This is a genomic window from uncultured Aquimarina sp. (genome assembly GCF_947496855.1).
Classification (GTDB): Bacteria; Bacteroidota; Bacteroidia; order Flavobacteriales; family Flavobacteriaceae; genus Aquimarina.
In genome coordinates, this window is record NZ_CANMED010000001.1 from 707,500 (window position 1) to 727,583 (window position 20,084).

At 32.2% G+C, this 20,084-nt stretch carries 19 protein-coding genes; 10 read left to right on the plus strand and 9 right to left on the minus strand.

The genetic code is table 11. The features are described 5' to 3' along the window. Positions 1-191 precede the first annotated feature (191 nt). Positions 192-1,940, minus strand: a complete 1,749-nt coding sequence (locus Q0921_RS03120; RefSeq protein WP_367183320.1) for a SulP family inorganic anion transporter — start codon at positions 1,938-1,940, stop codon at positions 192-194. Between the two features lie 115 nt (positions 1,941-2,055). Here Q0921_RS03120 and Q0921_RS03125 point away from each other — a divergent pair, with 115 nt between their 5' ends. Then, entirely contained in the window at positions 2,056-2,811 is a 756-nt protein-coding gene (locus Q0921_RS03125; RefSeq protein ID WP_299253147.1) for a sulfite exporter TauE/SafE family protein, read from the plus strand. Between the two features lie 69 nt (positions 2,812-2,880). Continuing rightward, a complete protein-coding gene (locus tag Q0921_RS03130; RefSeq protein ID WP_299253150.1) occupies positions 2,881-3,687 on the plus strand; it encodes an MBL fold metallo-hydrolase in 807 nt (268 codons plus the stop codon). 64 nt (positions 3,688-3,751) lie between these two features. On the opposite strand, the gene Q0921_RS03135 is transcribed toward Q0921_RS03130, so the two are convergent. Both Q0921_RS03135 and Q0921_RS03140 read right to left on the minus strand, forming a co-directional pair. Further along, positions 3,752-4,201, minus strand: coding sequence for a cold-shock protein (locus Q0921_RS03135; RefSeq protein ID WP_118455832.1), 450 nt, complete (start codon positions 4,199-4,201; stop codon positions 3,752-3,754). A 269-nt stretch (positions 4,202-4,470) separates the two neighbouring features. After that, positions 4,471-5,262, minus strand: coding sequence for a hypothetical protein (locus Q0921_RS03140; RefSeq protein WP_299253156.1), 792 nt, complete (start codon positions 5,260-5,262; stop codon positions 4,471-4,473). A gap of 195 nt (positions 5,263-5,457) precedes the next feature. On the opposite strand from Q0921_RS03140, the gene Q0921_RS03145 reads away from it, so the two are divergent. Together Q0921_RS03145 and Q0921_RS03150 are read left to right on the plus strand one after the other, a co-directional pair. Next, positions 5,458-6,051: a pseudouridine synthase gene (locus Q0921_RS03145; RefSeq protein ID WP_299253161.1), complete on the plus strand. Its 594-nt coding sequence runs from the start codon at positions 5,458-5,460 to the stop codon at positions 6,049-6,051. A gap of 470 nt (positions 6,052-6,521) precedes the next feature. Next, positions 6,522-6,809: a hypothetical protein gene (locus Q0921_RS03150; RefSeq protein WP_299253164.1), complete on the plus strand. Its 288-nt coding sequence runs from the start codon at positions 6,522-6,524 to the stop codon at positions 6,807-6,809. 71 nt (positions 6,810-6,880) lie between these two features. Here the strand turns inward: Q0921_RS03150 and Q0921_RS03155 are convergent, their stop codons facing one another. The 6 genes from Q0921_RS03155 to Q0921_RS03180 form a co-directional block, all read right to left on the minus strand. Continuing rightward, on the minus strand, positions 6,881-7,786 hold the full coding sequence (locus Q0921_RS03155; protein WP_299253167.1) for a DUF6268 family outer membrane beta-barrel protein: 906 nt from the start codon (positions 7,784-7,786) through the stop codon (positions 6,881-6,883). Between the two features lie 142 nt (positions 7,787-7,928). Beyond that, positions 7,929-8,558: a chloramphenicol acetyltransferase gene (locus Q0921_RS03160; protein WP_366519986.1), complete on the minus strand. Its 630-nt coding sequence runs from the start codon at positions 8,556-8,558 to the stop codon at positions 7,929-7,931. Positions 8,559-8,566: 8 nt separating this feature from the next. Beyond that, positions 8,567-9,259 (minus strand): HAD family hydrolase, encoded by a 693-nt coding sequence (locus Q0921_RS03165; RefSeq protein WP_299253173.1) that lies wholly within the window; start codon positions 9,257-9,259, stop codon positions 8,567-8,569. A gap of 86 nt (positions 9,260-9,345) precedes the next feature. Continuing rightward, a complete protein-coding gene (gene ettA, locus Q0921_RS03170; protein WP_299253176.1) occupies positions 9,346-11,037 on the minus strand; it encodes an energy-dependent translational throttle protein EttA in 1,692 nt (563 codons plus the stop codon). Positions 11,038-11,093: 56 nt separating this feature from the next. After that, positions 11,094-11,276, minus strand: coding sequence for a CAL67264 family membrane protein (locus Q0921_RS03175; RefSeq protein WP_211073417.1), 183 nt, complete (start codon positions 11,274-11,276; stop codon positions 11,094-11,096). A 209-nt stretch (positions 11,277-11,485) separates the two neighbouring features. Continuing rightward, entirely contained in the window at positions 11,486-12,901 is a 1,416-nt protein-coding gene (locus Q0921_RS03180; RefSeq protein WP_299253179.1) for a DNA/RNA non-specific endonuclease, read from the minus strand. Between the two features lie 243 nt (positions 12,902-13,144). On the opposite strand from Q0921_RS03180, the gene Q0921_RS03185 reads away from it, so the two are divergent. The 6 genes from Q0921_RS03185 to Q0921_RS03210 all read left to right on the plus strand — a co-directional run bounded on the left by Q0921_RS03185 (position 13,145) and on the right by Q0921_RS03210 (position 20,020). Beyond that, the gene (locus tag Q0921_RS03185) at positions 13,145-14,773 is read left to right on the plus strand and encodes an acyl-CoA carboxylase subunit beta (protein ID WP_299253182.1); all 1,629 of its coding nucleotides are present in this window, start codon (positions 13,145-13,147) and stop codon (positions 14,771-14,773) included. Positions 14,774-14,881: 108 nt separating this feature from the next. Beyond that, positions 14,882-16,624, plus strand: a complete 1,743-nt coding sequence (locus Q0921_RS03190; protein ID WP_299253184.1) for an AraC family transcriptional regulator — start codon at positions 14,882-14,884, stop codon at positions 16,622-16,624. A 113-nt stretch (positions 16,625-16,737) separates the two neighbouring features. Further along, positions 16,738-17,856, plus strand: a complete 1,119-nt coding sequence (locus Q0921_RS03195) for a CARDB domain-containing protein (RefSeq protein WP_299253187.1) — start codon at positions 16,738-16,740, stop codon at positions 17,854-17,856. Positions 17,857-18,075: 219 nt separating this feature from the next. Next, positions 18,076-18,696, plus strand: a complete 621-nt coding sequence (locus tag Q0921_RS03200; protein ID WP_299253192.1) for a hypothetical protein — start codon at positions 18,076-18,078, stop codon at positions 18,694-18,696. Between the two features lie 86 nt (positions 18,697-18,782). After that, positions 18,783-18,944: a hypothetical protein gene (locus Q0921_RS03205; RefSeq protein WP_299253195.1), complete on the plus strand. Its 162-nt coding sequence runs from the start codon at positions 18,783-18,785 to the stop codon at positions 18,942-18,944. Positions 18,945-19,222: 278 nt separating this feature from the next. Beyond that, positions 19,223-20,020: a hypothetical protein gene (locus Q0921_RS03210; protein WP_299253198.1), complete on the plus strand. Its 798-nt coding sequence runs from the start codon at positions 19,223-19,225 to the stop codon at positions 20,018-20,020. Positions 20,021-20,084 lie beyond the last annotated feature (64 nt).

Genomic DNA, 20,084 nt, shown 5'->3' on the forward strand with positions numbered 1-20,084 from the left:
TAAAATTCTATTCTCGATACACTTCTCCTAAAGTCGAAGCACTCGAACTGACGAATCTTATCCCAAAAATGCCTAAATCCACAACGGGTTAATCGAGTCTTATCTATGATTGATCTGTCCGGTCGATCGGAGTCGAGACCTAATTGATTAAATAGTAAGCTATCTCACAAATCTTCTACTAAAAAACAACTTTAATCCAGAAATGATCTTTTCTTATTATACTGAACAGCAACTTCTAGTAAGTTTTCCTGAACTGTTTTATTCTCTGTGTATTGTATTGCATCTTCAATATTAAGAAAATTATGTTGTCCTCCTAAATTATCGGTAAACCCAGATCTTTTGAGAAAATCTCGAACAGGCCCAATAGTTCCTGAGATTAACAACTGGACACCCAATTCCTCTAAATATAGATGCACATCCTCTAAAGTATGTAAACCTGTACTATCGATATCATGAATATTAGTACTATCCAAAATCAAAAACTCGGGCAATGCTTCACGCTTCTCGATATAATTTAAGATTGCATCTTTAAAAAAACTAGTGTTCGCAAAATATAACTGATCATCAAATCGAATGATCAAATACTCAGAAGATCTTGTTGCTTCTGGAAATCTGTTAATATTTCGATAATAATTAGTGTTCGGAATGTTTACTAATTCAGCTACATGAGGTCTGGAGCTATAATATTGCAAGAAAATATAAGACAATATCACACCAATAAAAATTCCTTTCTCTACTCCAAAAACCAATGTTCCAACAAACGTAATGATCATCACAATAAACTCTCTTCTTCTAAGTTTTAGGAGATATTTAGCTTCACTAAAATTAATTAAACCAAAAACAGAAACCAATATAATAGCTGCTAAAACTGCTTTGGGTATATAATAGAAGAAAGAGGTTAAAAACAATAATGAAATAACAACCATGATCACGGTAATTATTGAGGAAACCGTAGTCTTTCCTCCCGCTTCATCATTGATAGCAGACCTACTATAGCTCCCTGAAGATGGAATAGCCTGAAAAAATGCCCCTATCAATTTAGCTATTCCCAAAGCTAATAATTCCTGATTAGGCCTAACTAAGTGATCCCTATTCTTCATTTCTAAAGATTTAGCTATACCAATACTACCTACATAACCGATAAAAGTAACTGTAAACACAGAAGGTATCAATGCTATCATTGAATCGTAATTCATTTCAGGAATAGTAAAAGATGGCAACCCTTTTGGAACATCTTCAATTACAGAAAGTCCTAAACTTTTTAGATCAAAAACAATCGTAATAACTGTGCTTATAATTAATACAAAAAGTGCTCCTGGAAATGACTTTTTCCATCTTTTTAGAATAAGCATAATTATTATAGATCCCACACACATACCGAAAGTTATGAAATGTATTGAAGAAATATTTTGAACTACATACCATAAAGACTCGTGCGTATAATCAAAGTTCGGAATGTTTATCCCTAACGATTCACTAAGCTGAGAAACAATAATAATGATAGCTGCTGCTGAAATAAATCCAGAAATTACTGGTTGAGAAATTAGATTAACTAAGAATCCCATTCTTAACAAACTTAACGCTATTTGTAATATCCCAATCAACAACCCAGAAAAAATAACCAGGTTAGTAAATTCTTGTGTAAATGGCGTAGCAATCTGACTAACTCCACTCATTACTAAAATAGCAGTAACAGCTACCGGACCAATACTTAATTGCCTTGATGTACCAAAAAAGGCATACAAAACCAACGGAATCAAACAGGCATATAATCCATATATCGGGGGGGTTCCCATTAACAGTGCATACGCGATAGCCTGAGGAATGAGAATTACTCCCACAGTAATACCCGCAATAGCATCGGAACTAAAGGTAGTTTTATCATAACCCTTAAAAGAGGCTAAAATAGGAAGTATTTTATGTAGCGCTTTGACGGTTATTTAATTTTTGAATTGTATGGTAAATCTACGATAGTTTAAGATTTTATGCTAAATGAATTACAAAAAGCATTAGTATTTTTTAGATTTACTTATTTTTGGGTGGTAACACAACCAAATGAACGAATCACTACTTCTCATTCTCCTAGCCTTAGTAGGTTTTATCGCAGGAGTTATTAATACTATTGCCGGAGGCGGATCCTTATTGACATTACCAATGCTAATTTTTATGGGGCTACCTCCGTCAGTTGCTAACGGAACAAATAGAATTGGGATTTTTATACAGAGTATTACTTCTGTAGCTGGTTTTAAAAGTAAAGGAATACAACCAACTTTTTTTAGTGTTTATCTAGGATTATCTGCACTGGCTGGTTCTTTAATTGGAGCAAGAATAGCGATAGATATAAAAGGTGAAACTTTTAATAAAATATTAGCTATAGTAATGCTCATTGTAGTATTCTTTATGGTTTTTAAACCAAAAATGGATGTTGAGAACTTTGCAGAACGTATTCATGGTAAATCCCGTCTAATAAGTATTCTAGTATTCTTTGTTATTGGTATTTATGGTGGCTTTATACAGGCCGGCGTAGGAATATTTATTCTCTTAGCACTTACTTCAATTAATAGAATAGGGTTAGTGAAATCTAACGCGGTAAAAGCAGTGGTAGTTTTTATATATACCATAGGCGCATTAGCCATTTTTGCTTTCGATAATCAAATAAATTATCTATATGGATTTGTTTTAGCTTTTGGCAATGCTTCAGGTGGTTGGATAGCAAGTAGATGGTCTGTTAAAAAAGGAGATGGTATTGTAAAAGTATTCTTACTCATTATGGTAATTGCTATGGCTATTAAGCTATGGATAGATAGTTAATCTTACATTAAAATGTTTTTGGTTTTACAGTCATTTTATACCTTGTTAACATAACTAAAACAAAATATAATGAAATCACATACCCTATTCCTTTTAGTAATTTTGCTTTTTATAGCAAGTTGTAAGGATACTAAAAAAGAAGAAACAACCATCAATACAAGCTCCCAAGGAACTGTTTCTCCTGATCAATCTAAAGAAAAACCGGTTTCTGATTTAAAAATTATTCCTATCACACACGCTACAGCAGTAGTAGAGTATAAAGAAAATATCATTTATATAGATCCAACAGGAGGGGCTAAAGCATTTGAAAATCAAAAACAACCAAACTTAGTTCTTATTACCGATATCCACGGAGATCATATGAATATTGAAACTCTAAATAGTCTCGACCTTGAGAAATCAAAATTGATAGTACCACAAGCAGTTGCAGAAAAACTTCCCGCTAGTTATACAAAACAACTAGTTATTATAAATAACGGAGAAGTAAAAGACGTAAACGGAATATCAATTGAAGCTATACCTATGTATAACCTTAGGGAAGAAGCACTGAAGTTCCACGATAAAGGGCGCGGTAATGGCTATATAATCACCTTAGGTGATGAACGCTTATATTTCTCTGGAGACACAGAAGATATTCCAGAAATGAGAGCTCTTAAAAATATTGACAAAGCGTTTGTTTGTATGAACTTACCATATACTATGACTGTTGAAAGTGCAGCGGATGCTGTGTTGGAGTTTAAGCCCAAGCAAGTTTACCCCTATCACTATAGAGGTAGTAATGGGTTAAGTAATATTATTAAATTTAGAGAAACTGTAAATAAAGGAAATACTGAAATAGAAGTTGTACAGCTAAATTGGTATCCTACAATAAAATAAGAACAAAAAAAAGCATTTACAGATGATACTGCAAATGCTTTTTTAATGGTATAATAAAACGTTATTAAATCTTTTTCACTCGTACGGCATTTAATCCTTTCATCCCCATTTCTAACTCAAACTGAACTTTATCACCTTCTCTAACTTCCTGCATTAAACCATTAACGTGAACGAAGTATTTTTCTTGAGATTCTTGCTCAGTAATAAATCCATATCCTTTAGAATCATTGAAAAAAGCAACTTTACCTTTTTTAATAGGATCCTCTTCTACGTGTTCTCTTTTAGGTATACCTATCTCTATGTTCTCGGCCTTAACCTTTTTCTTTTTTGATGGATCTGGTGGTGTATCAGTAAGGTGGCCATTTTCATCAACATAAGCAATCATATTATCGAAACCGCTTCCTTTTTTAGAATTTGCTCTTCGTTCTTCTTTCTTTTTCTGCTTATCCTCGCGCTTTTTAATCTTCTTTTTTTCTTTTTCAATCTTGCTAAATGTCTGTTGTGATTTTGCCATTCGGTAAACTTCTATTTTTTTTGTTAAACATAATTGTCATCGAAATACTAAACGAATGATTGGAAAATGACAATTCTAACAGATTGATTTTACCTAATAATTGACCCAGTGGTTACAACGACTATAGGCACGTATACGCTAAAAAAAGCAAATAACACGTACCCGATATGTTTGCAAAGATAGATCATACATTTTAATTTATGTAATGATATAGATATTTTAATCTATACCAACATAGAAGTTGTCTATAATTAACACAAGTTTATTGGTTATCTTTCTCTAAAACTTGCTATTTCTGAAGGAGATAACATTCTCCTAGAAAATGCTGGACATCTTCTTAAAGCTTCACGGGTTTGAGAACTTCTCTCTAATATTAGTGGTCTACTACCAAACAGTCTCACTGCGGGAGCTGCACTGCCATAACAAATAAAATACATATAAGCATTGCATAAAGCTTCTAGACTCCCTGGGTTTCTGGAAACTCTCGTATTAGAAAGGGTTTCTCTATTCGTTTCAGAAAAATATCGATAACTAATCTTACCTCCGTGAGTCATTACATGACCTATTTCGTGAATTAATGTTGGAGAAATCCCTAAATTTTGATATCTCCATAATGCTCCGTACGTAATTATAATACCTTGGCTTTCATCAAAAAACGGAGTACTTCTATCGTCATATCCTGGATTTAAACCACCGGTATATCGCTCCGATCTTCCTCTTCCGGCAGAATTTGCAAAAATAATTCCTTCTGGCTTACATTCCTTAAGCCATCTTAGATGTCCGGAAGGAAACAAATCTAGTGTTCTTTCTACAAACAATATTTCAGATTGTTTTACAGCATATATATTAATTGAAACATTCTCATTTGATCTATAATAGTGTATATCAATTAAATCCTCATGCTCCACTACTTGATAAAATCCTCTTATAGGATCTCGTTCCCAAGAATCTAATAAATTAGGAGCAAAATAATTCGGCTCTCTGTTTCTTCTTCTTCCTGAGCCATATCCACCGATAATAATATCTTGATTGTATGGTTGTCCAATCATATGAATTGACATAGTTAAATTTATTTAGTTAAATTAAAATATTGTAACCCTTTTTAAAGCACAAAAACACAAGTTGGATTATCAATTAGTTAAAAATAAAGTATAAAGGTTAACCTAAAGAAGGTAAAAGTTTTCTTATACTGTTTGACAATTATTACATTTGGCCACATCTAGTCAACGATACTTTCAATAAATGTTTGTTTAAAAATGCAAGAAGACGAGAAGAAAAATCATAGGCATTTTATGATCTATAAACCTTATGGATATTTAAGTCAATTTGTGAATAATGGACAAAAACAAAATTCAAAAAAATTACTAGGTGAACTATTTGATTTCCCCGATGGAACTATGGCTATAGGTCGATTAGATGAAAAATCTGAAGGTTTATTATTACTAACTACTGACGGAAAAATAAGTAATCATATATGTAGTAGCGGTATTGAAAAGGAATACTACGCTCAAGTAGATGGAGCTATTACTAATGAAGCCATATCCAAACTAACGAACGGAGTTGAAATTGGTTTTGATGGAAAAAAATACACAACAAATCCTTGTAGTGCTTTTAAAGTAAATAAAACACCTAATTTTCAGGAAAGGGCGAAAAAAATAAGAGACGAAAGACATGGTCCTACAAGTTGGGTTTCAATAACCCTAAAAGAAGGTAAATTCAGACAAGTTCGTAAAATGACTTCTGCAGTAGGTTTTCCTACGCTGCGATTGGTAAGAGTTAGAGTAGGAAATATCCAACTAAATGATATGCTAATTGGTGAAGTAAAAGAGTTACAAACAGTATTGTTATAAAACAATTATGGGAATACTTTAATGAATTTCGGAGTAAAAAAAGAGTTCAAAACGCACATCACTTAAATAAGGAAGTAGTCTACAATTTTCTTTAAAAACACCACAAAATGATTTAAGAAAATGAGGTAAGCAACACCTTTGACTTATAACATATTAATCATTCTTAAATTATGAAAATTACATTGAAATTATCAATTATGTACACAGCAATACTTGCTGTATTGACACTAACGTCTTATGAAAAAACGAATTCAATTCTAATAGTACCGTATCTGAAGACGTAAGCACAACTTCAAATATTAATGCAAAAGCAAGTACTATATCCGCTGTAAGTCGTTATTATTCTGACGGATAAAATACTGCACACACATACAGAGTTTTGAATCTGTCAGTAAGCAAAGGAACATATAAGGTAGACTGTTTAAACTAGGAACTTATGACTTCATTTCTGCACCTCCATCGGGCACTAAATGAATTTTTTCCTCCTTGCACCAGGAAATAAAGATTTCGTTATGACCACTAGTGGTGCAGAAAAATCTAATTTATTAAGAAGAGGATTTAGAGACGATAGTGTTAAAGCTTTATATGAAAATATTAAAAAAGCTTCTTATATCCATAACAATGCTGGAAACGGAAGAGTAAAACTTTATAGGTTTTATGGATCTTCTTATACAGATCATTTATACACTACTAATTACAATGAAGGTATAAATGCTGGGTATGCTTATGAAGGTGCAGTAGGATATATATATCGCTAATTATTATCTTTTATTATAATTATTCTAAAACTGTATTTAATTATCTGAATCGTTTAAAAACATAATAGGTATTATTGTTTTTCCGAAATATCAAATCTATAGATAAAATCTAATCCAAAGAATAAACTACTGTCAAACTCATTATTTAATCTAATTCTATCATCACCATCGAGGGCAAATGTAAGAACTTGAACACCTACTCTATCATTAGCAGCATACACTCCATAATCAGTAGTATCAAAACCAAGTTTAGCTCTTATTAATAAAGAATCATTAAGTAATCCATAGGATGCATAAAATGCTGCACGAATAGATTCCTCTTGAACATAAAAATCAACATCTTCATTAACCAAATTATATGATTTTACCGAAGTTCTTAAATCCATCCCTAAACTAAAATGGTTTGAAACTAAATAATTTGCTTCCATACGTATTGGAAAAACAGCATCAAAATGAAATTTCTTATTCGGTGACCTATAAAAAGCGCCCAAAAGTGGAGTTATAATTGTACCAAAGTTTTCGGAAGAAGAATATAATCCAAATTTAGCTCTCACCATTTTATTATACTGAAAATCTAAAAGAGCAATTGCACCAAATTGAAAATCCCTTGACCCTACATCCTCAAAATTAGAAGCTAGTTTAGGTAAAACCACATAAGTTCCAGACCATTTTTCCGAATGTTTTACTTTAACTCCAACATTTATACGTGCCATGGTTAAATTCTCATCAGGAGCTAATTGAGAAAAATTTAAATTTGTATTTTCTGCAGTTATACCCGTAAGCAAAACTAACTTGTCATTCAATACTTTGGGATATATTAATTCAAAATTAATATTCGTAATATCAGTATCAAAAGTCCGTTCTACATCCTCTAGATTTACTCTAGATATATTTAATCTCACGATATCGGTATAATCTTGAGCGTTTACCAAAAAAGAAAATAAAACTACAAGAACAGAAAGTACTGTTTTTTTCATAAAAGCATTATTAAGTGCATGGGAAATTACTCAAAAAAAACTTCTTAAATCATCTAATTAGAATATTTACCTTAATTTTTTAGAAGATTTTATGACACCTATATTGTTAAATCATAACACGTAAACTATAATTCCAACCTCCTTAAAAATCCTCATTTAATAGCCGTTGAAACTCTTCTAGATACAATCCTACGTGGTAACCGTCCATCAACCCATGATGTACATGAATAGATATAGGTAGATTAATTTTATCACCATCTTTTGTGTATTTTCCGAAAGAAATTTTTGGCACACTATCTCGATATTGAAAATGTCTTGCATGCGAGATACTAGTGAAATTATACCAAGGAATAGAAGAAATATGTAAGCTATCCATTCGTTTTGCACCATTATTATAGCGCAATCCTGTAGAATTCCTAACGGCTTCTATTTCTTTTTGAGCATTTACCTGAAAAACTTTGAAATCTTCATCAAACACTATAAATGAAAAACCAAAAGTATGATCCTCTCTTCCTATTGTAGCAGAAGCGTGCACACGGTCGTATATATAGACTTTATCTTCTTCGATCCTGTACCGAAAAGGCGTTACCTGATTGGCTGCTTTTACTGCTTTGTGTAAATAATACAAAAAATATGGATACCCGTTGTCTTTAATTTTTTGATATCCAATACTAAAATCCACTGTTGATACGATACCAAAAAATGGTTCATCAAAACTACTAAAGAACTCATAATGTTCTCTTCTATTCCAAGTAGTCAGATCCAAAGCCATTTTATTCATTATAGATATTGCAATAGCTCTTTTGAATTAGTTAAACTCCTAAAATTAGAATGATCAATAATCCCATTATATTCTTCATGCACCCAAGTAGTATGAAATGGGATATGACAAGCATGTCCGCCAATATTCAAAACTGGTAAAACATCTGATTTTAAAGAATTACCAACCATTAAAAATTCGGTTTCGTGGATATCTAAATGATGTACTAATTTTTGATATTGCTTCTCAGTTTTATCAGAAACAATTTCTATATGATGAAAATAGGTTGACAATCCTGATTTAATCAATTTGCGTTCCTGATCCAACAAATCACCTTTGGTTGCCATAACCAAACGGTATTTTTCAGATAAATATTTAAGTGTTTCTTCGATACCATCCAATAATTCTACGGGCTCTTGAAGCATCTGCTTTCCTTTTTCGATAAGATTCTCTACTAATTGAATGCTCAAATTTCCATTAGTAATCTTTATGGCGGCTTCTATTAACGAAAGTGTAAAAGGCTTAATACCATAACCATACAAATCAAGATTTTGCATTTCTACTTCGAAAAGAAGTTTATTAGCCTGTTCTTTGGGAAGATAATCCGCCACAAGTTCACAAAATTCCTCTTCAGCTTTCCTAAAAAAAGTCTCATTTACCCATAAGGTATCATCTGCATCAAAAGCTATAACCTTAATATTTCTTAATGACATTGTATAACAGTATTTTGAGTATGTTTAGAGATGAGAGCGCTGAGCTATGAGATAACTCACTTACTCAAGCACTCACATGCACTACTCTATCTTACTAACTTTTTATATTTGATTCGTTTTGGCATTAAATCTCCACCTAAACGTTTCTTTTTATTCTCTTCATAATCCGAGAAACTACCTTCAAAGAAATATACTTGAGAGTCTCCTTCGAAAGCTAAAATATGTGTACATATACGATCTAGAAACCAACGGTCGTGAGAGATCACAACTGCACAACCTGCAAAGTTTTCTAATCCTTCCTCAAGAGCCCGTAAAGTATTAACATCAAGATCATTAGTTGGTTCATCTAAAAGTAATACATTACCTTCTTCTTTGAGAGTCATTGCTAGATGTAATCTATTACGTTCTCCACCAGAAAGCGTAGATACTTTCTTGTTTTGTTCACTTCCACCAAAATTAAAGCGACTTAGATATGCACGAGAATTTACTTCCTTACCTCCCATCATAACTAAATCCTGCTCATCGCTAAAGTTCTGCCAAATAGATTTATCAGGATCAATATTAGAATGAGCCTGATCCACATAAGCGATCTTAGCAGTTTCACCTACAGAAAAATTTCCTTTATCAGGAGTTTCTTCTCCCATAATCATTTTAAAAATAGTAGTTTTTCCTGCGCCATTCGGACCAATAATCCCTACAATACCGGCTTGAGGAAGTTTAAAATTAAGATCTTCATACAGCAATTTATCTCCATATGCTTTGCTAATTCCTGATGCCTCTAGTACATTAGTTCCTAAACGTGGCCCGTTAGGTATATATATTTCTAATTTTTCGTCAAGTTGTTTTTGATCTTGACTCATTAATTTATCGTAATTTTTTAAACGTGCTTTTTGTTTGGTTTGTCTTCCTTTTGCACCTTGACGTACCCAATCAAGCTCTCGTTCTAATGTTTTCTGACGTTTTGAAGCAGATTTACTTTCTTGTGCCAAACGTTTTGATTTTTGATCTAACCAAGAAGAGTAATTTCCTTTCCAAGGGATTCCTTCTCCTCTATCTAATTCCAAAATCCAACCAGCGACATTATCTAAGAAATACCTATCATGCGTAACTGCAATAACAGTTCCTTTATATTGCGCCAAATGATGCTCCAACCAATGTACTGATTCAGCATCCAAGTGGTTTGTTGGCTCATCTAATAAAAGAACATCTGGCTCCTGAAGTAAAAGACGACAAAGTGCTACTCTTCTTTTCTCTCCACCAGACAAAACTCCTATCTTTTTATCAGAGTCTGGAGTTCTTAACGCATCCATTGCTATTTCTAGTTTAGTATCAAGTTCCCAAGCATTACTAGCATCAATCTGATCCTGTAATTTGGCTTGCTTATCCATTAACTTTTCCATCTTATCAGCATCGCTGTAGACTTCTTCTAAACCAAACATATCATTGATCTTATTGTACTCATCCAGTACAGCAACAGTTTCAGCCACTCCTTCTTTTACAACTTCCAAAACTGTTTTTTCGGGATCTAATTGTGGTTCTTGTTCTAAATATCCTACAGAATAATCAGAAGAGAATACGACATCTCCTTGATAATTCTTATCAATACCAGCTATTATCTTAAGCAATGTAGATTTCCCAGATCCATTAAGCCCTAGGATTCCAATTTTTGCACCGTAGAAAAAACTTAAATATATGTTTTTTAGTACTGGAGTATTTGCGCTTTTATACGTTTTCGTTACTCCAGACATAGAAAAGATGATTTTTTTATCGTCTGACATAAGCCCTTAAATTATTTTAAATAATATCATTTATAATTTCAATAATATATGATTAGTTATACTCTACCTTTTAAGGCATTAAACACCCAAGCATTCGCTAGAAATCCAACACCAACTGCCGCAAATCCCCATCCGGAAACATCTCTATATCTAAACGCTCCTAAGGCTATTAACCCAAGTCCGGCTAGAATCATTATAAATGTAGCCCACGCTAATACCGTATTTTTATTCATTCCCATAGCAAGTTATTTAGTTAAATGTTTTTAATATTAAATCAAAAACAGCGTACAAATATCGGTATTTTATCGTCAAAAAACAGCATTTTAGAGAGATCTTCGGCTACTTTATCACCTTACCTATTGTTAAACAAGTGGTTATACAATAGATTTTATAAAAAAAATAGGGACTTAGATATTAAGTCCCTATTTTAATGTAGTTAAATCATATTTTAACTAGAAGGTCCATTGTCGATTCTAGACTCCAATACAGATTCTATAGCGTTTGTTATATTTTCTAAAAGATCGTATCCAGTTAGACTTTCTATCGCATTTACTGATGTCCTAAACTGCGTCCAATCACTATTAATTCCTTGATCGTTTGGAACATTAATAGCAATCACTCTAGTGGATGTGGTTACACGATTGATATCATTAGTACCATTAGGTAATATAAGTGCAACTTTCCAAAATGAATCTGGTACTGTAATGTTTCCTCCATCGATTGTAGAAGCAAATCCATTTCTTCCTTTTCCTCCGCTTCCTACTACGCCCGCAATGATATGAACTTCATTACCTTCTAAAGTTAATGATCTAAGATAGTTTTCGAAGTTTGCCCAACTCCTTTGATTATTATCTGGTGCTTGTGGGGCTATATTAGTCATAAAGAAAGTATTAGAATTGGATATTGAAGAAGCATTCCTATCGGCAGATGGACATAGGTGCCCTCTATCAAATCCAGAATTTGTATAATCACTAGTACTAGCTCTAAAAAAGTTACTTGGTAATGAAGTATCTTGCTTAAAACAATTACATCTTGCTGCAGTTCCAGTCCAGGCATCACTTAAGTGCCAGCTTACCCAATTTGCTGTTCCTCTACTATTGTTGTAAGAAAGAATAAAATCTGGCTTTGATAAATAATAGTTAGTAGAACTTGATCCTGCATTAGAAGGATTACCGAAAGTAATATTACTATCTCTGGATGCAGAACCTCCTCCTCCAGTTGATCCATTAACAATTTCTACATTATCTATATTGATTCTGTTAGATCCGCCCGAAGTCTTGTATACTCCATAACGTACGCTTCTGGTTTCGTTTAGGTTAAATGTGACGGTATTTAATGCTGTAGAACTGGTTGTAACCGTAGATCCTACAAAAGACCAGGAAGAACCATTGTTATATGACGCGATTAATCTCCAGGTAGAATTACCATCTCTACCATATTTTGCGTGACGTATTCTAATAGTTTGCGCTCCATTATCCATATTAAACGACATAATCGCATAACCTGTATTTCTAATCCGGATAGATTTAGAACTAAATTTACGATCATTAGATGAAGTACCAATCAAGGCATCACTGAAATACCAATTTCCTGAAGAAGATAGATTAACACTACCATCAGAATAACTTTCTTTAGATCCCGATTCATAGGTCTCAGTAAACCCAGAGGATCTTTTATCTGAAAAATTATGATCGTGAGGTCCCTCATTATCATAATAATTTGTTTCTGCTTTAATTTCTCCATTTATTTTAAGTGGAATAGATTCTATATTCTCATAAAAAGAATCATCTTCTACATTACAACTTACAATAGAAAGTGTAACAAAAATTAAGAAAAAAAGCGTGTTTAATTTTAATAACTTCATAGTTGAGTTTGATTTTAGATTAATATTTAATTAGTTGATTTTAAGTTATATTTAAAACTACTTGCTAATTGTTAATTATTAGATAATCAAATGTTAGTAAACTGTTATAAAATCGCTTATAAGAGAATAATCTATTAACCTACAGGAAATCTGAATTTTGAAAATAAGTTTATGAAGTTGCTTTTAACTTTAATGATTTAAAATTCCTTGATTTTTGTATTTTCGTGCAAACAATACACACAAATGGATATAAACTTCAATAAGAACGAAGATCACAATAAGCTCTTGGTCTCTGCATTACGTCAAAAACTAGGTAAAGTAAAGTTGGGTGGTGGAGAAAAACGAATAGAAAAACTGCATGCCAAAGGTAAAATGACCGCTCGAGAAAGAATAGCGTATTTATTAGATGATGATACTGAAGCAATAGAAATTGCTGCATTTGCTGGTGATGATATGTATGCTGAACACGGGGGATGTCCTAGTGGTGGAGTCGTTATAAAGATTGGACACATTAGTGGTAAGCAATGTATCGTAGTAGCTAATGATGCTACTGTAAAAGCTGGCGCTTGGTTCCCTATTACGGGTAAAAAAAATCTTAGAGCTCAAGAAATATCAATTGAAAATAAATTACCTATTATTTATCTTGTAGATAGTGCTGGGGTTTATCTTCCTATGCAGGATGAGATTTTTCCAGATAAAGAACATTTCGGAAGAATTTTTAGAAATAATGCGGTTATGAGTAGTATGGGTATTACACAGATCTCTGCAGTTATGGGAAGTTGTGTAGCAGGAGGGGCCTATTTACCAATAATGAGTGATGAAGCATTAATTGTAGATAAAACAGGAAGTATTTTTCTGGCTGGTAGTTATCTTGTAAAAGCTGCTATTGGGGAAAGTATTGATAATGAAACCTTAGGCGGGGCTACTACGCATTGTGAAGTTTCTGGTGTAACGGATTATAAATCTAAAGATGATAAGGCTGCATTAGATACCATAAAAAATATAGTTTCTAAAATTGGGGACTTTGACAAAGCCGGATATAATAGAATTAAGCCTTCTAAACCTAAAAAGGACCCGAAAGATATCTATGGGATTTTGCCAAAAGCAAGAAATGAACAATATGATATGATGGAAATCATTCATCGTTTGGTAGATGATTCTGATTTTGAAGAATATAAGTCTGGTTATGGCCAAACAATAATCACCGGATATGCTCGCATTGATGGTTGGGCAGTTGGTATTGTTGCTAATCAACGTAAATTGGTAAAAACGAAAAAGGGAGAAATGCAATTTGGTGGTGTCATCTATTCTGATTCTGCGGATAAGGCTACTCGGTTTATAGCTAATTGCAATCAAAAGAAAATTCCTTTAGTTTTTTTACAAGATGTAACTGGCTTTATGGTCGGCAGTAAAAGTGAACACGGTGGGATTATAAAAGATGGTGCGAAAATGGTGAATGCTGTTAGTAACAGTGTGGTACCGAAATTCACTATTGTTATTGGTAACTCTTATGGTGCCGGTAATTATGCAATGTGCGGTAAAGCCTATGATCCAAGATTGATTTGTGCTTGGCCAAGTGCCGAATTAGCAGTTATGGGAGGTGCACAAGCAGCTAAAGTATTGACGCAAATTGAAACAGCTTCTTTAAAAAAGAAGGGAGAAAAACTATCTGAAGAAGATGAAAAAGCTTTATTCGATAAGGTAAAAGCCCGATACGATAAGCAAATATCTCCTTATTATGCAGCGGCAAGGATCTGGACTGATGGGATTATTGACCCGTTAGACACCAGAAAGTGGGTTTCTATGGGTATCGAAGCTGCGGATCACGCTCCTATCGAAAAGCCTTTTAATCTTGGAGTGATACAGGTATAAAAAATAAAGAATGTTAATGTTTTACAGTAATTGGATATGATATCCAATTACTGTAAAACATTAAATCAATGCATCATAATACTTTTTAGATATATCATCCTTTTGCTTATGAGAGTTATTACCGTACCCTTATTATCAATAATACTCTTACTATCTTTCTGTAAAGGATTAGCTTTTCAAGAAAAAAACATCTCTAAGGCCGATATAGAGTTTATTTCCAATGAAAAAGACACGGATACTGTACAATCTTTCTTGGCTCAAAGAATAAATATAGAAATAGATCAGGCAGAACTAGGTTATAAAGTTTATTTAGATAGAGGTATTAAAGAAGAAAACGATACGATTCAATTTTTTTCTAATTTCTATCTAGGGAGTATCTCCTACTCAAATAAAAAATATGACTTAGCTATTCAATATGGTAAAACATCTGTTCAACTAGGTGAAAAATTAAACTACGGAAATTATATCATCAGCGGTTTATCTATTCTTGGCGGTGCATATCAAAAAAAAAGGGATCGTAAAAATGCGCTGAATCAGTACCTACACATGAAAGAGGTTATTAAAAAATATAACCTTACCCAATATGAAATTGATAATTTAATAAGTATTGGTCAAATCCGAATACGATTGGATCAAAATAAAAAAGCTTTAGTTTCTTTAAAAAAAGGACTAGAATTACTTCAAAAACCAGCATATAAGTCACAGAATAATTATCATGCTAAATACTTATCTACCATCCAAGGTATTGGGGTTTGTTATTATAAAATGAATAACTATGATGAAGCATTGAGCTACGATTATAAAGGACTGCAATATGCTGAAAAGCATAACCTAAAAGAATATATTATTGATTTTAACCTTAATATAGGAGAGGCATATATTGGAAAGAAAAAATATGATAAGGCGCTTTCTTATTTAACTATTGCTAAATCTGATGTTTTAAAAGAAGACAAAAAAAATGATCCTGATCTTTTTACAGCTAACCTGCACATAGCAACTTGTTTTTATGCACAAGAAAAATATAAGGAAGCTAGAGAATTATTACTAAACAATTTTGAACATATAAAAGAGAATGTAGAAGTTGAGAAAATAAGAGAAGCTTCTGTTCTAGCAAAAAAATGTGGAGAAAAACTAAATGATACCGATTTGCAGTTTAAATATATTACAGCATATACTAAAATTGTTGATTCATTATATCAAAATGAAATGAGTGCACAGGAAAAACTATATGATCATGATATAGAAAACCTCGAAGAGCAAAATCAAGATTTGATCTCAAAAAATACCCTTTACATTATTAGCTTTCTACTTGCTCTTATTTTAGCCATTATTGCTTTAGTCTACAATATCAAAACCAAACAAAAAAACAAACTTTTATATGAAGAATTAAAAAAAGAAAGGATATATGAGGTTGCATCTGGACCAGAGACTTTAACTGTTTCAAAAAAGGAATATATCACGGATAAAAAAGCAGAAGTTTTATTACAAAAACTATCATCTTTAGAGAAAACAGTGTTTTATTTGAGTTCGGATTGTAATCTTTACAATACAGCAAAACAAATAGAAACAAATACGACTTATTTATCCAAAATAATCAATGAATATAAAGAACAATCATTTAACGATTATATAAATGAGTTAAGAATCAAATATTTCCGACATAAATTAAGTACTGATGCTAAATTTCGCTCCTATACTATTAAGGCCATTTCAGGTGAACTCGGATATGGAAGCGTAAACACTTTTGCTTCTGCATTCAAAAAACAAACAGGATTAAGTCATTCCTATTATATTAAAAAAGTTAACACTGAGATCACTAACGCTGATCAAAAGATGGGAATAAAGTCTTAATTTGAACACTAAATTGAATCAATTTTATAAAATTGATGTTTATAAGACTTTAATATGTTTAGTTCTCTGCGTCCAAGCTTTATTTTTACAATAAACCAATAAAGAGATAAAAAATGAACTGTAAAACTCTAATACCTATCTTATTTTTTTTGATCATTTACTCAGCAAATTTGTATGGTCAAAACCATGGGGATTATTCCGAAATAAATATAGATGTAAATGTCAATGTAAACTCTGGAGAAATAGAAATTAATCCATTGGAAATACAGAATCTTAAAGTTCTAATATATGGAGCTGTAAGAATAAATATATATGGCGCATATGATTCCGCCCAATTAGAAAAATTGCCGACTGAGAGAAGTATTACGTTATCTATATCTCCAAACTTTATAGATACAACTTTAGAACCTATTATAATTCCTCCACCTACTAGATCACAATTAACAAAAACAGATAAAATTTTCCTTGGTTTTTTTGACTTGAACCTTTTAAATAATAATTATAATGTTACAACAGGCGATCATATATTTACTTTAAGAGTAGAAGAAAACTCTTATAAAACTATAATTGACAAGGTCCAAATACCTATAGATATATATAATGATCAAGATTTAGCTGATCTAGAAGTAACTAATGCTAAAATATTGAGAAGTGGTCTTAGGAATACTAGAGAGGGTGTAACAATTAAAAGTTATATAGAAAACACCGGAGAAAAAGATGTGGTTAAAAAATCTAAGGTAAACTTTTATTCAAAAAAAGAAGATGATTTTCAATTGCTAGGGTCAATAATTCTGGAACCATTAGAAGAAAATGGACGGAAATCTGTTACCTTGCCTATTAAAAGTAGTACCTATCGAAACATAGTCAATGATTATATATACATAGTAGCAGATGCAGATGATGATATATTTGAAAGAGATAGCTATAATAACACGCTTAGGTATTATGTCCCAGAATTACAATCAAGCGATACTACTATAAAAGCGTATCCCAACCCTTTTAAAGACAAGGTGAATTTTACATTTTTTCTAAGTGAAAACGCTCATCCTTTGATTATTCTAAATATTTATGATGATAAAGGAAATTTCCGTGGTGAGCAAGGTTACTTAGAATTCCAAGATAATAGTATCATAACTATATCATATTCCAATAGCACACTCCCCGCAGGAAGATATATATATGGTATTTTGGTTAACAATATTCAGTATTACGGTACTATAATTAAAAAATAATAGTATTTACGAAATATAAATACCTAAAAGCGATTTCTTTAGTAAAAGAGATCGCTTTTTTCATGGATAAAGAAATCATAGGGATACTCTGTTTACAAACAACATCAAATTTATAAAACTGACTTTTCTTCTTTTTTATAATCAGTGATTTACCTATAGTTTTACAAATGTATGCTGGCCAGCAAAATCATAAATCATTTTAAAACTATATTAAATATCATGAAAAATATTTTGAAAAAAACCATATTCGCGCTCCTCCTATTAGCGGTAATTAGTTGTCAAAAAGAAGATGACGGTATTCTCGAAGAGAATCTCTTAATAGAAAATGAAATTAACGAAAAAAGTAACCCAGAATATCGTATTGTTTGTTCTGTAGATGGAATTCCGAATGGATACTTTGTTGAGGAGTACATATACAATGATAACTGCCCATTTACCAATTTGTTCCCAGGAGGTTATAATGGTGCCATCGTAAAACGAAATGGAACTCCGAGATTGATTAGTGCAGGAGCTGGTTGCGATGATAATTACTGTATTTGGATCAAAGGCTCTAATTTTGACAACAACTCTTATGTAGATATCCGAACTACTACAGGTTCTACAATTATCGGAACGTATAGAGGCTCTAACCGCACATTAACTACAAACACTCAAGGACAACAGGTAATTACATTACGATTAGGATCTTCTTATGAACGCAGTCAATTTGCCAGTCGAGGATTACGTATTTGGGTAGTAAATCCAGATCCGAGAAAATGGGCTGATGGCAGAACTGTTAAAAGACCAGGTAGTGGAAATGGAAATCCTATTGACCCTCCTTGTAATCCTATATGCCCATAAACTATGAAATAATTTAAAGAACAAGTTTATATAAATGTGCGGAAACCGAAAAGCCATTGACAGAGTAGGTATCAAAACTTATAAGTATGTTAAATAATATTTTAAAATTACAAGGAGTAGAAAAGCTTAATAAAGAAGCAAAAAAAACAATTAATGGAGGGACAGATTTTGGTAATAGGGATACTTGTTTAAGATTATGTGCAGGTAGTTGCAGTCCTTTTGGAAGATGTTTCTGGATGGAAAAATAATTAATCTATAATTGATAATCAGTTGCTTCTTTCGGAATTCCCGAAAGAAGCAACTGATGGTAGAACTGCATTCTAGTTGGATATTTCACTCTGTTTACTGCTAGACAACCAGCAGAAATAAAACTGATTTTGCCTTATATTCTTAGAAAAACGGAACAAATATAACCCTCTAAAGAATTCGAATTTGGTACTCCTAATGCTTCATGTTGATCATATAATTAATAGAATTTATTCAACCTTAGTAGTATCACATAAAAAACACTAAACTCTTAAATCAAATGAAAAAATCATTGATCCATATTTTTTTCACATTCTTAATCACTATGATGATTTCTTGTGAATCGGAAAGTAACTTTCCAAAAGAAGATGAACAGTCTATTTCCTTATCAAATACTGATAATTTTTCAGAAATGAAAAAACAAATGGAAATCTTCACTGAAAATTCTAAAAATAATACTTACCCTTCAGGTAAAGCTCTTTCAGGTAGTATTCCTCAAATTCAAATAAAATACGACCCTAACACTCAAAATGTAAGTGGAAATCTCATACTCAATACCACACAAAAACCAATAAATGCTAAAACACAATGGATGACTTTTAAGTTTACAGGACAAAACTTTTTTGGAGGTCATCCTATTTTTCCAAACTTTGCTGGAACCCACGTTGCCATTGGTGTACTAGGACATGCAAGCAATTATATATCTGGAGTTGGAGCTATTTTAGGAAGTGAATCTAGAGGGACTGATTATCCAACTGCATATTATGAATCTTATTGGAATGGCGGAAATCATCTAGATTTCATGGATGATGATTTTAATCCGGCAAATCATTCGAGATTATTTGACGCACAGGAATATAGCTTTATCCTGCACGCTAATCATAACGGTTGGGTATGGTTTAGAATACTTGATCAGAATAATAATATTGTTATTGACAGAGTAAGAAAATATGTAAACCCAAATATGGATGAACTAATATCAAGTACGGGAATATTTATTTTAGGCCTTAAAAACTATGGTTTCCCAAATAATCATTACCAACTTAATTTAAAAACAATCAATTATGGATGGTTCTAAACTATTTTATAAAATGATTTCAACTTTTTAGTATCTAAAATTTACAGAAAGATAGAAGGACGAT

What these genes read in the sequence shown, in the direction of transcription:
- Q0921_RS03205 (WP_299253195.1), top strand. Translation starts at nt 18,783, where the DNA reads ATGTTAAATAATATTTTAAAATTACAAGGAGTAGAAAAGCTTAATAAA.
- Q0921_RS03150 (WP_299253164.1), top strand. Translation starts at nt 6,522, where the DNA reads ATGAATTTTTTCCTCCTTGCACCAGGAAATAAAGATTTCGTTATGACC.
- Q0921_RS03125 (WP_299253147.1), top strand. Translation starts at nt 2,056, where the DNA reads ATGAACGAATCACTACTTCTCATTCTCCTAGCCTTAGTAGGTTTTATC.
- Q0921_RS03130 (WP_299253150.1), top strand. Translation starts at nt 2,881, where the DNA reads ATGAAATCACATACCCTATTCCTTTTAGTAATTTTGCTTTTTATAGCA.
- Q0921_RS03175 (WP_211073417.1), bottom strand. Translation starts at nt 11,276, where the DNA reads ATGGGAATGAATAAAAATACGGTATTAGCGTGGGCTACATTTATAATG.
- Q0921_RS03165 (WP_299253173.1), bottom strand. Translation starts at nt 9,259, where the DNA reads ATGTCATTAAGAAATATTAAGGTTATAGCTTTTGATGCAGATGATACC.
- Q0921_RS03145 (WP_299253161.1), top strand. Translation starts at nt 5,458, where the DNA reads ATGCAAGAAGACGAGAAGAAAAATCATAGGCATTTTATGATCTATAAA.
- Q0921_RS03180 (WP_299253179.1), bottom strand. Translation starts at nt 12,901, where the DNA reads ATGAAGTTATTAAAATTAAACACGCTTTTTTTCTTAATTTTTGTTACA.
- Q0921_RS03160 (WP_366519986.1), bottom strand. Translation starts at nt 8,558, where the DNA reads ATGGCTTTGGATCTGACTACTTGGAATAGAAGAGAACATTATGAGTTC.
- Q0921_RS03210 (WP_299253198.1), top strand. Translation starts at nt 19,223, where the DNA reads ATGAAAAAATCATTGATCCATATTTTTTTCACATTCTTAATCACTATG.
- Q0921_RS03155 (WP_299253167.1), bottom strand. Translation starts at nt 7,786, where the DNA reads ATGAAAAAAACAGTACTTTCTGTTCTTGTAGTTTTATTTTCTTTTTTG.
- Q0921_RS03135 (WP_118455832.1), bottom strand. Translation starts at nt 4,201, where the DNA reads ATGGCAAAATCACAACAGACATTTAGCAAGATTGAAAAAGAAAAAAAG.
- Q0921_RS03195 (WP_299253187.1), top strand. Translation starts at nt 16,738, where the DNA reads ATGAACTGTAAAACTCTAATACCTATCTTATTTTTTTTGATCATTTAC.
- Q0921_RS03190 (WP_299253184.1), top strand. Translation starts at nt 14,882, where the DNA reads ATGAGAGTTATTACCGTACCCTTATTATCAATAATACTCTTACTATCT.
- ettA (WP_299253176.1), bottom strand. Translation starts at nt 11,037, where the DNA reads ATGTCAGACGATAAAAAAATCATCTTTTCTATGTCTGGAGTAACGAAA.
- Q0921_RS03200 (WP_299253192.1), top strand. Translation starts at nt 18,076, where the DNA reads ATGAAAAATATTTTGAAAAAAACCATATTCGCGCTCCTCCTATTAGCG.
- Q0921_RS03140 (WP_299253156.1), bottom strand. Translation starts at nt 5,262, where the DNA reads ATGTCAATTCATATGATTGGACAACCATACAATCAAGATATTATTATC.
- Q0921_RS03185 (WP_299253182.1), top strand. Translation starts at nt 13,145, where the DNA reads ATGGATATAAACTTCAATAAGAACGAAGATCACAATAAGCTCTTGGTC.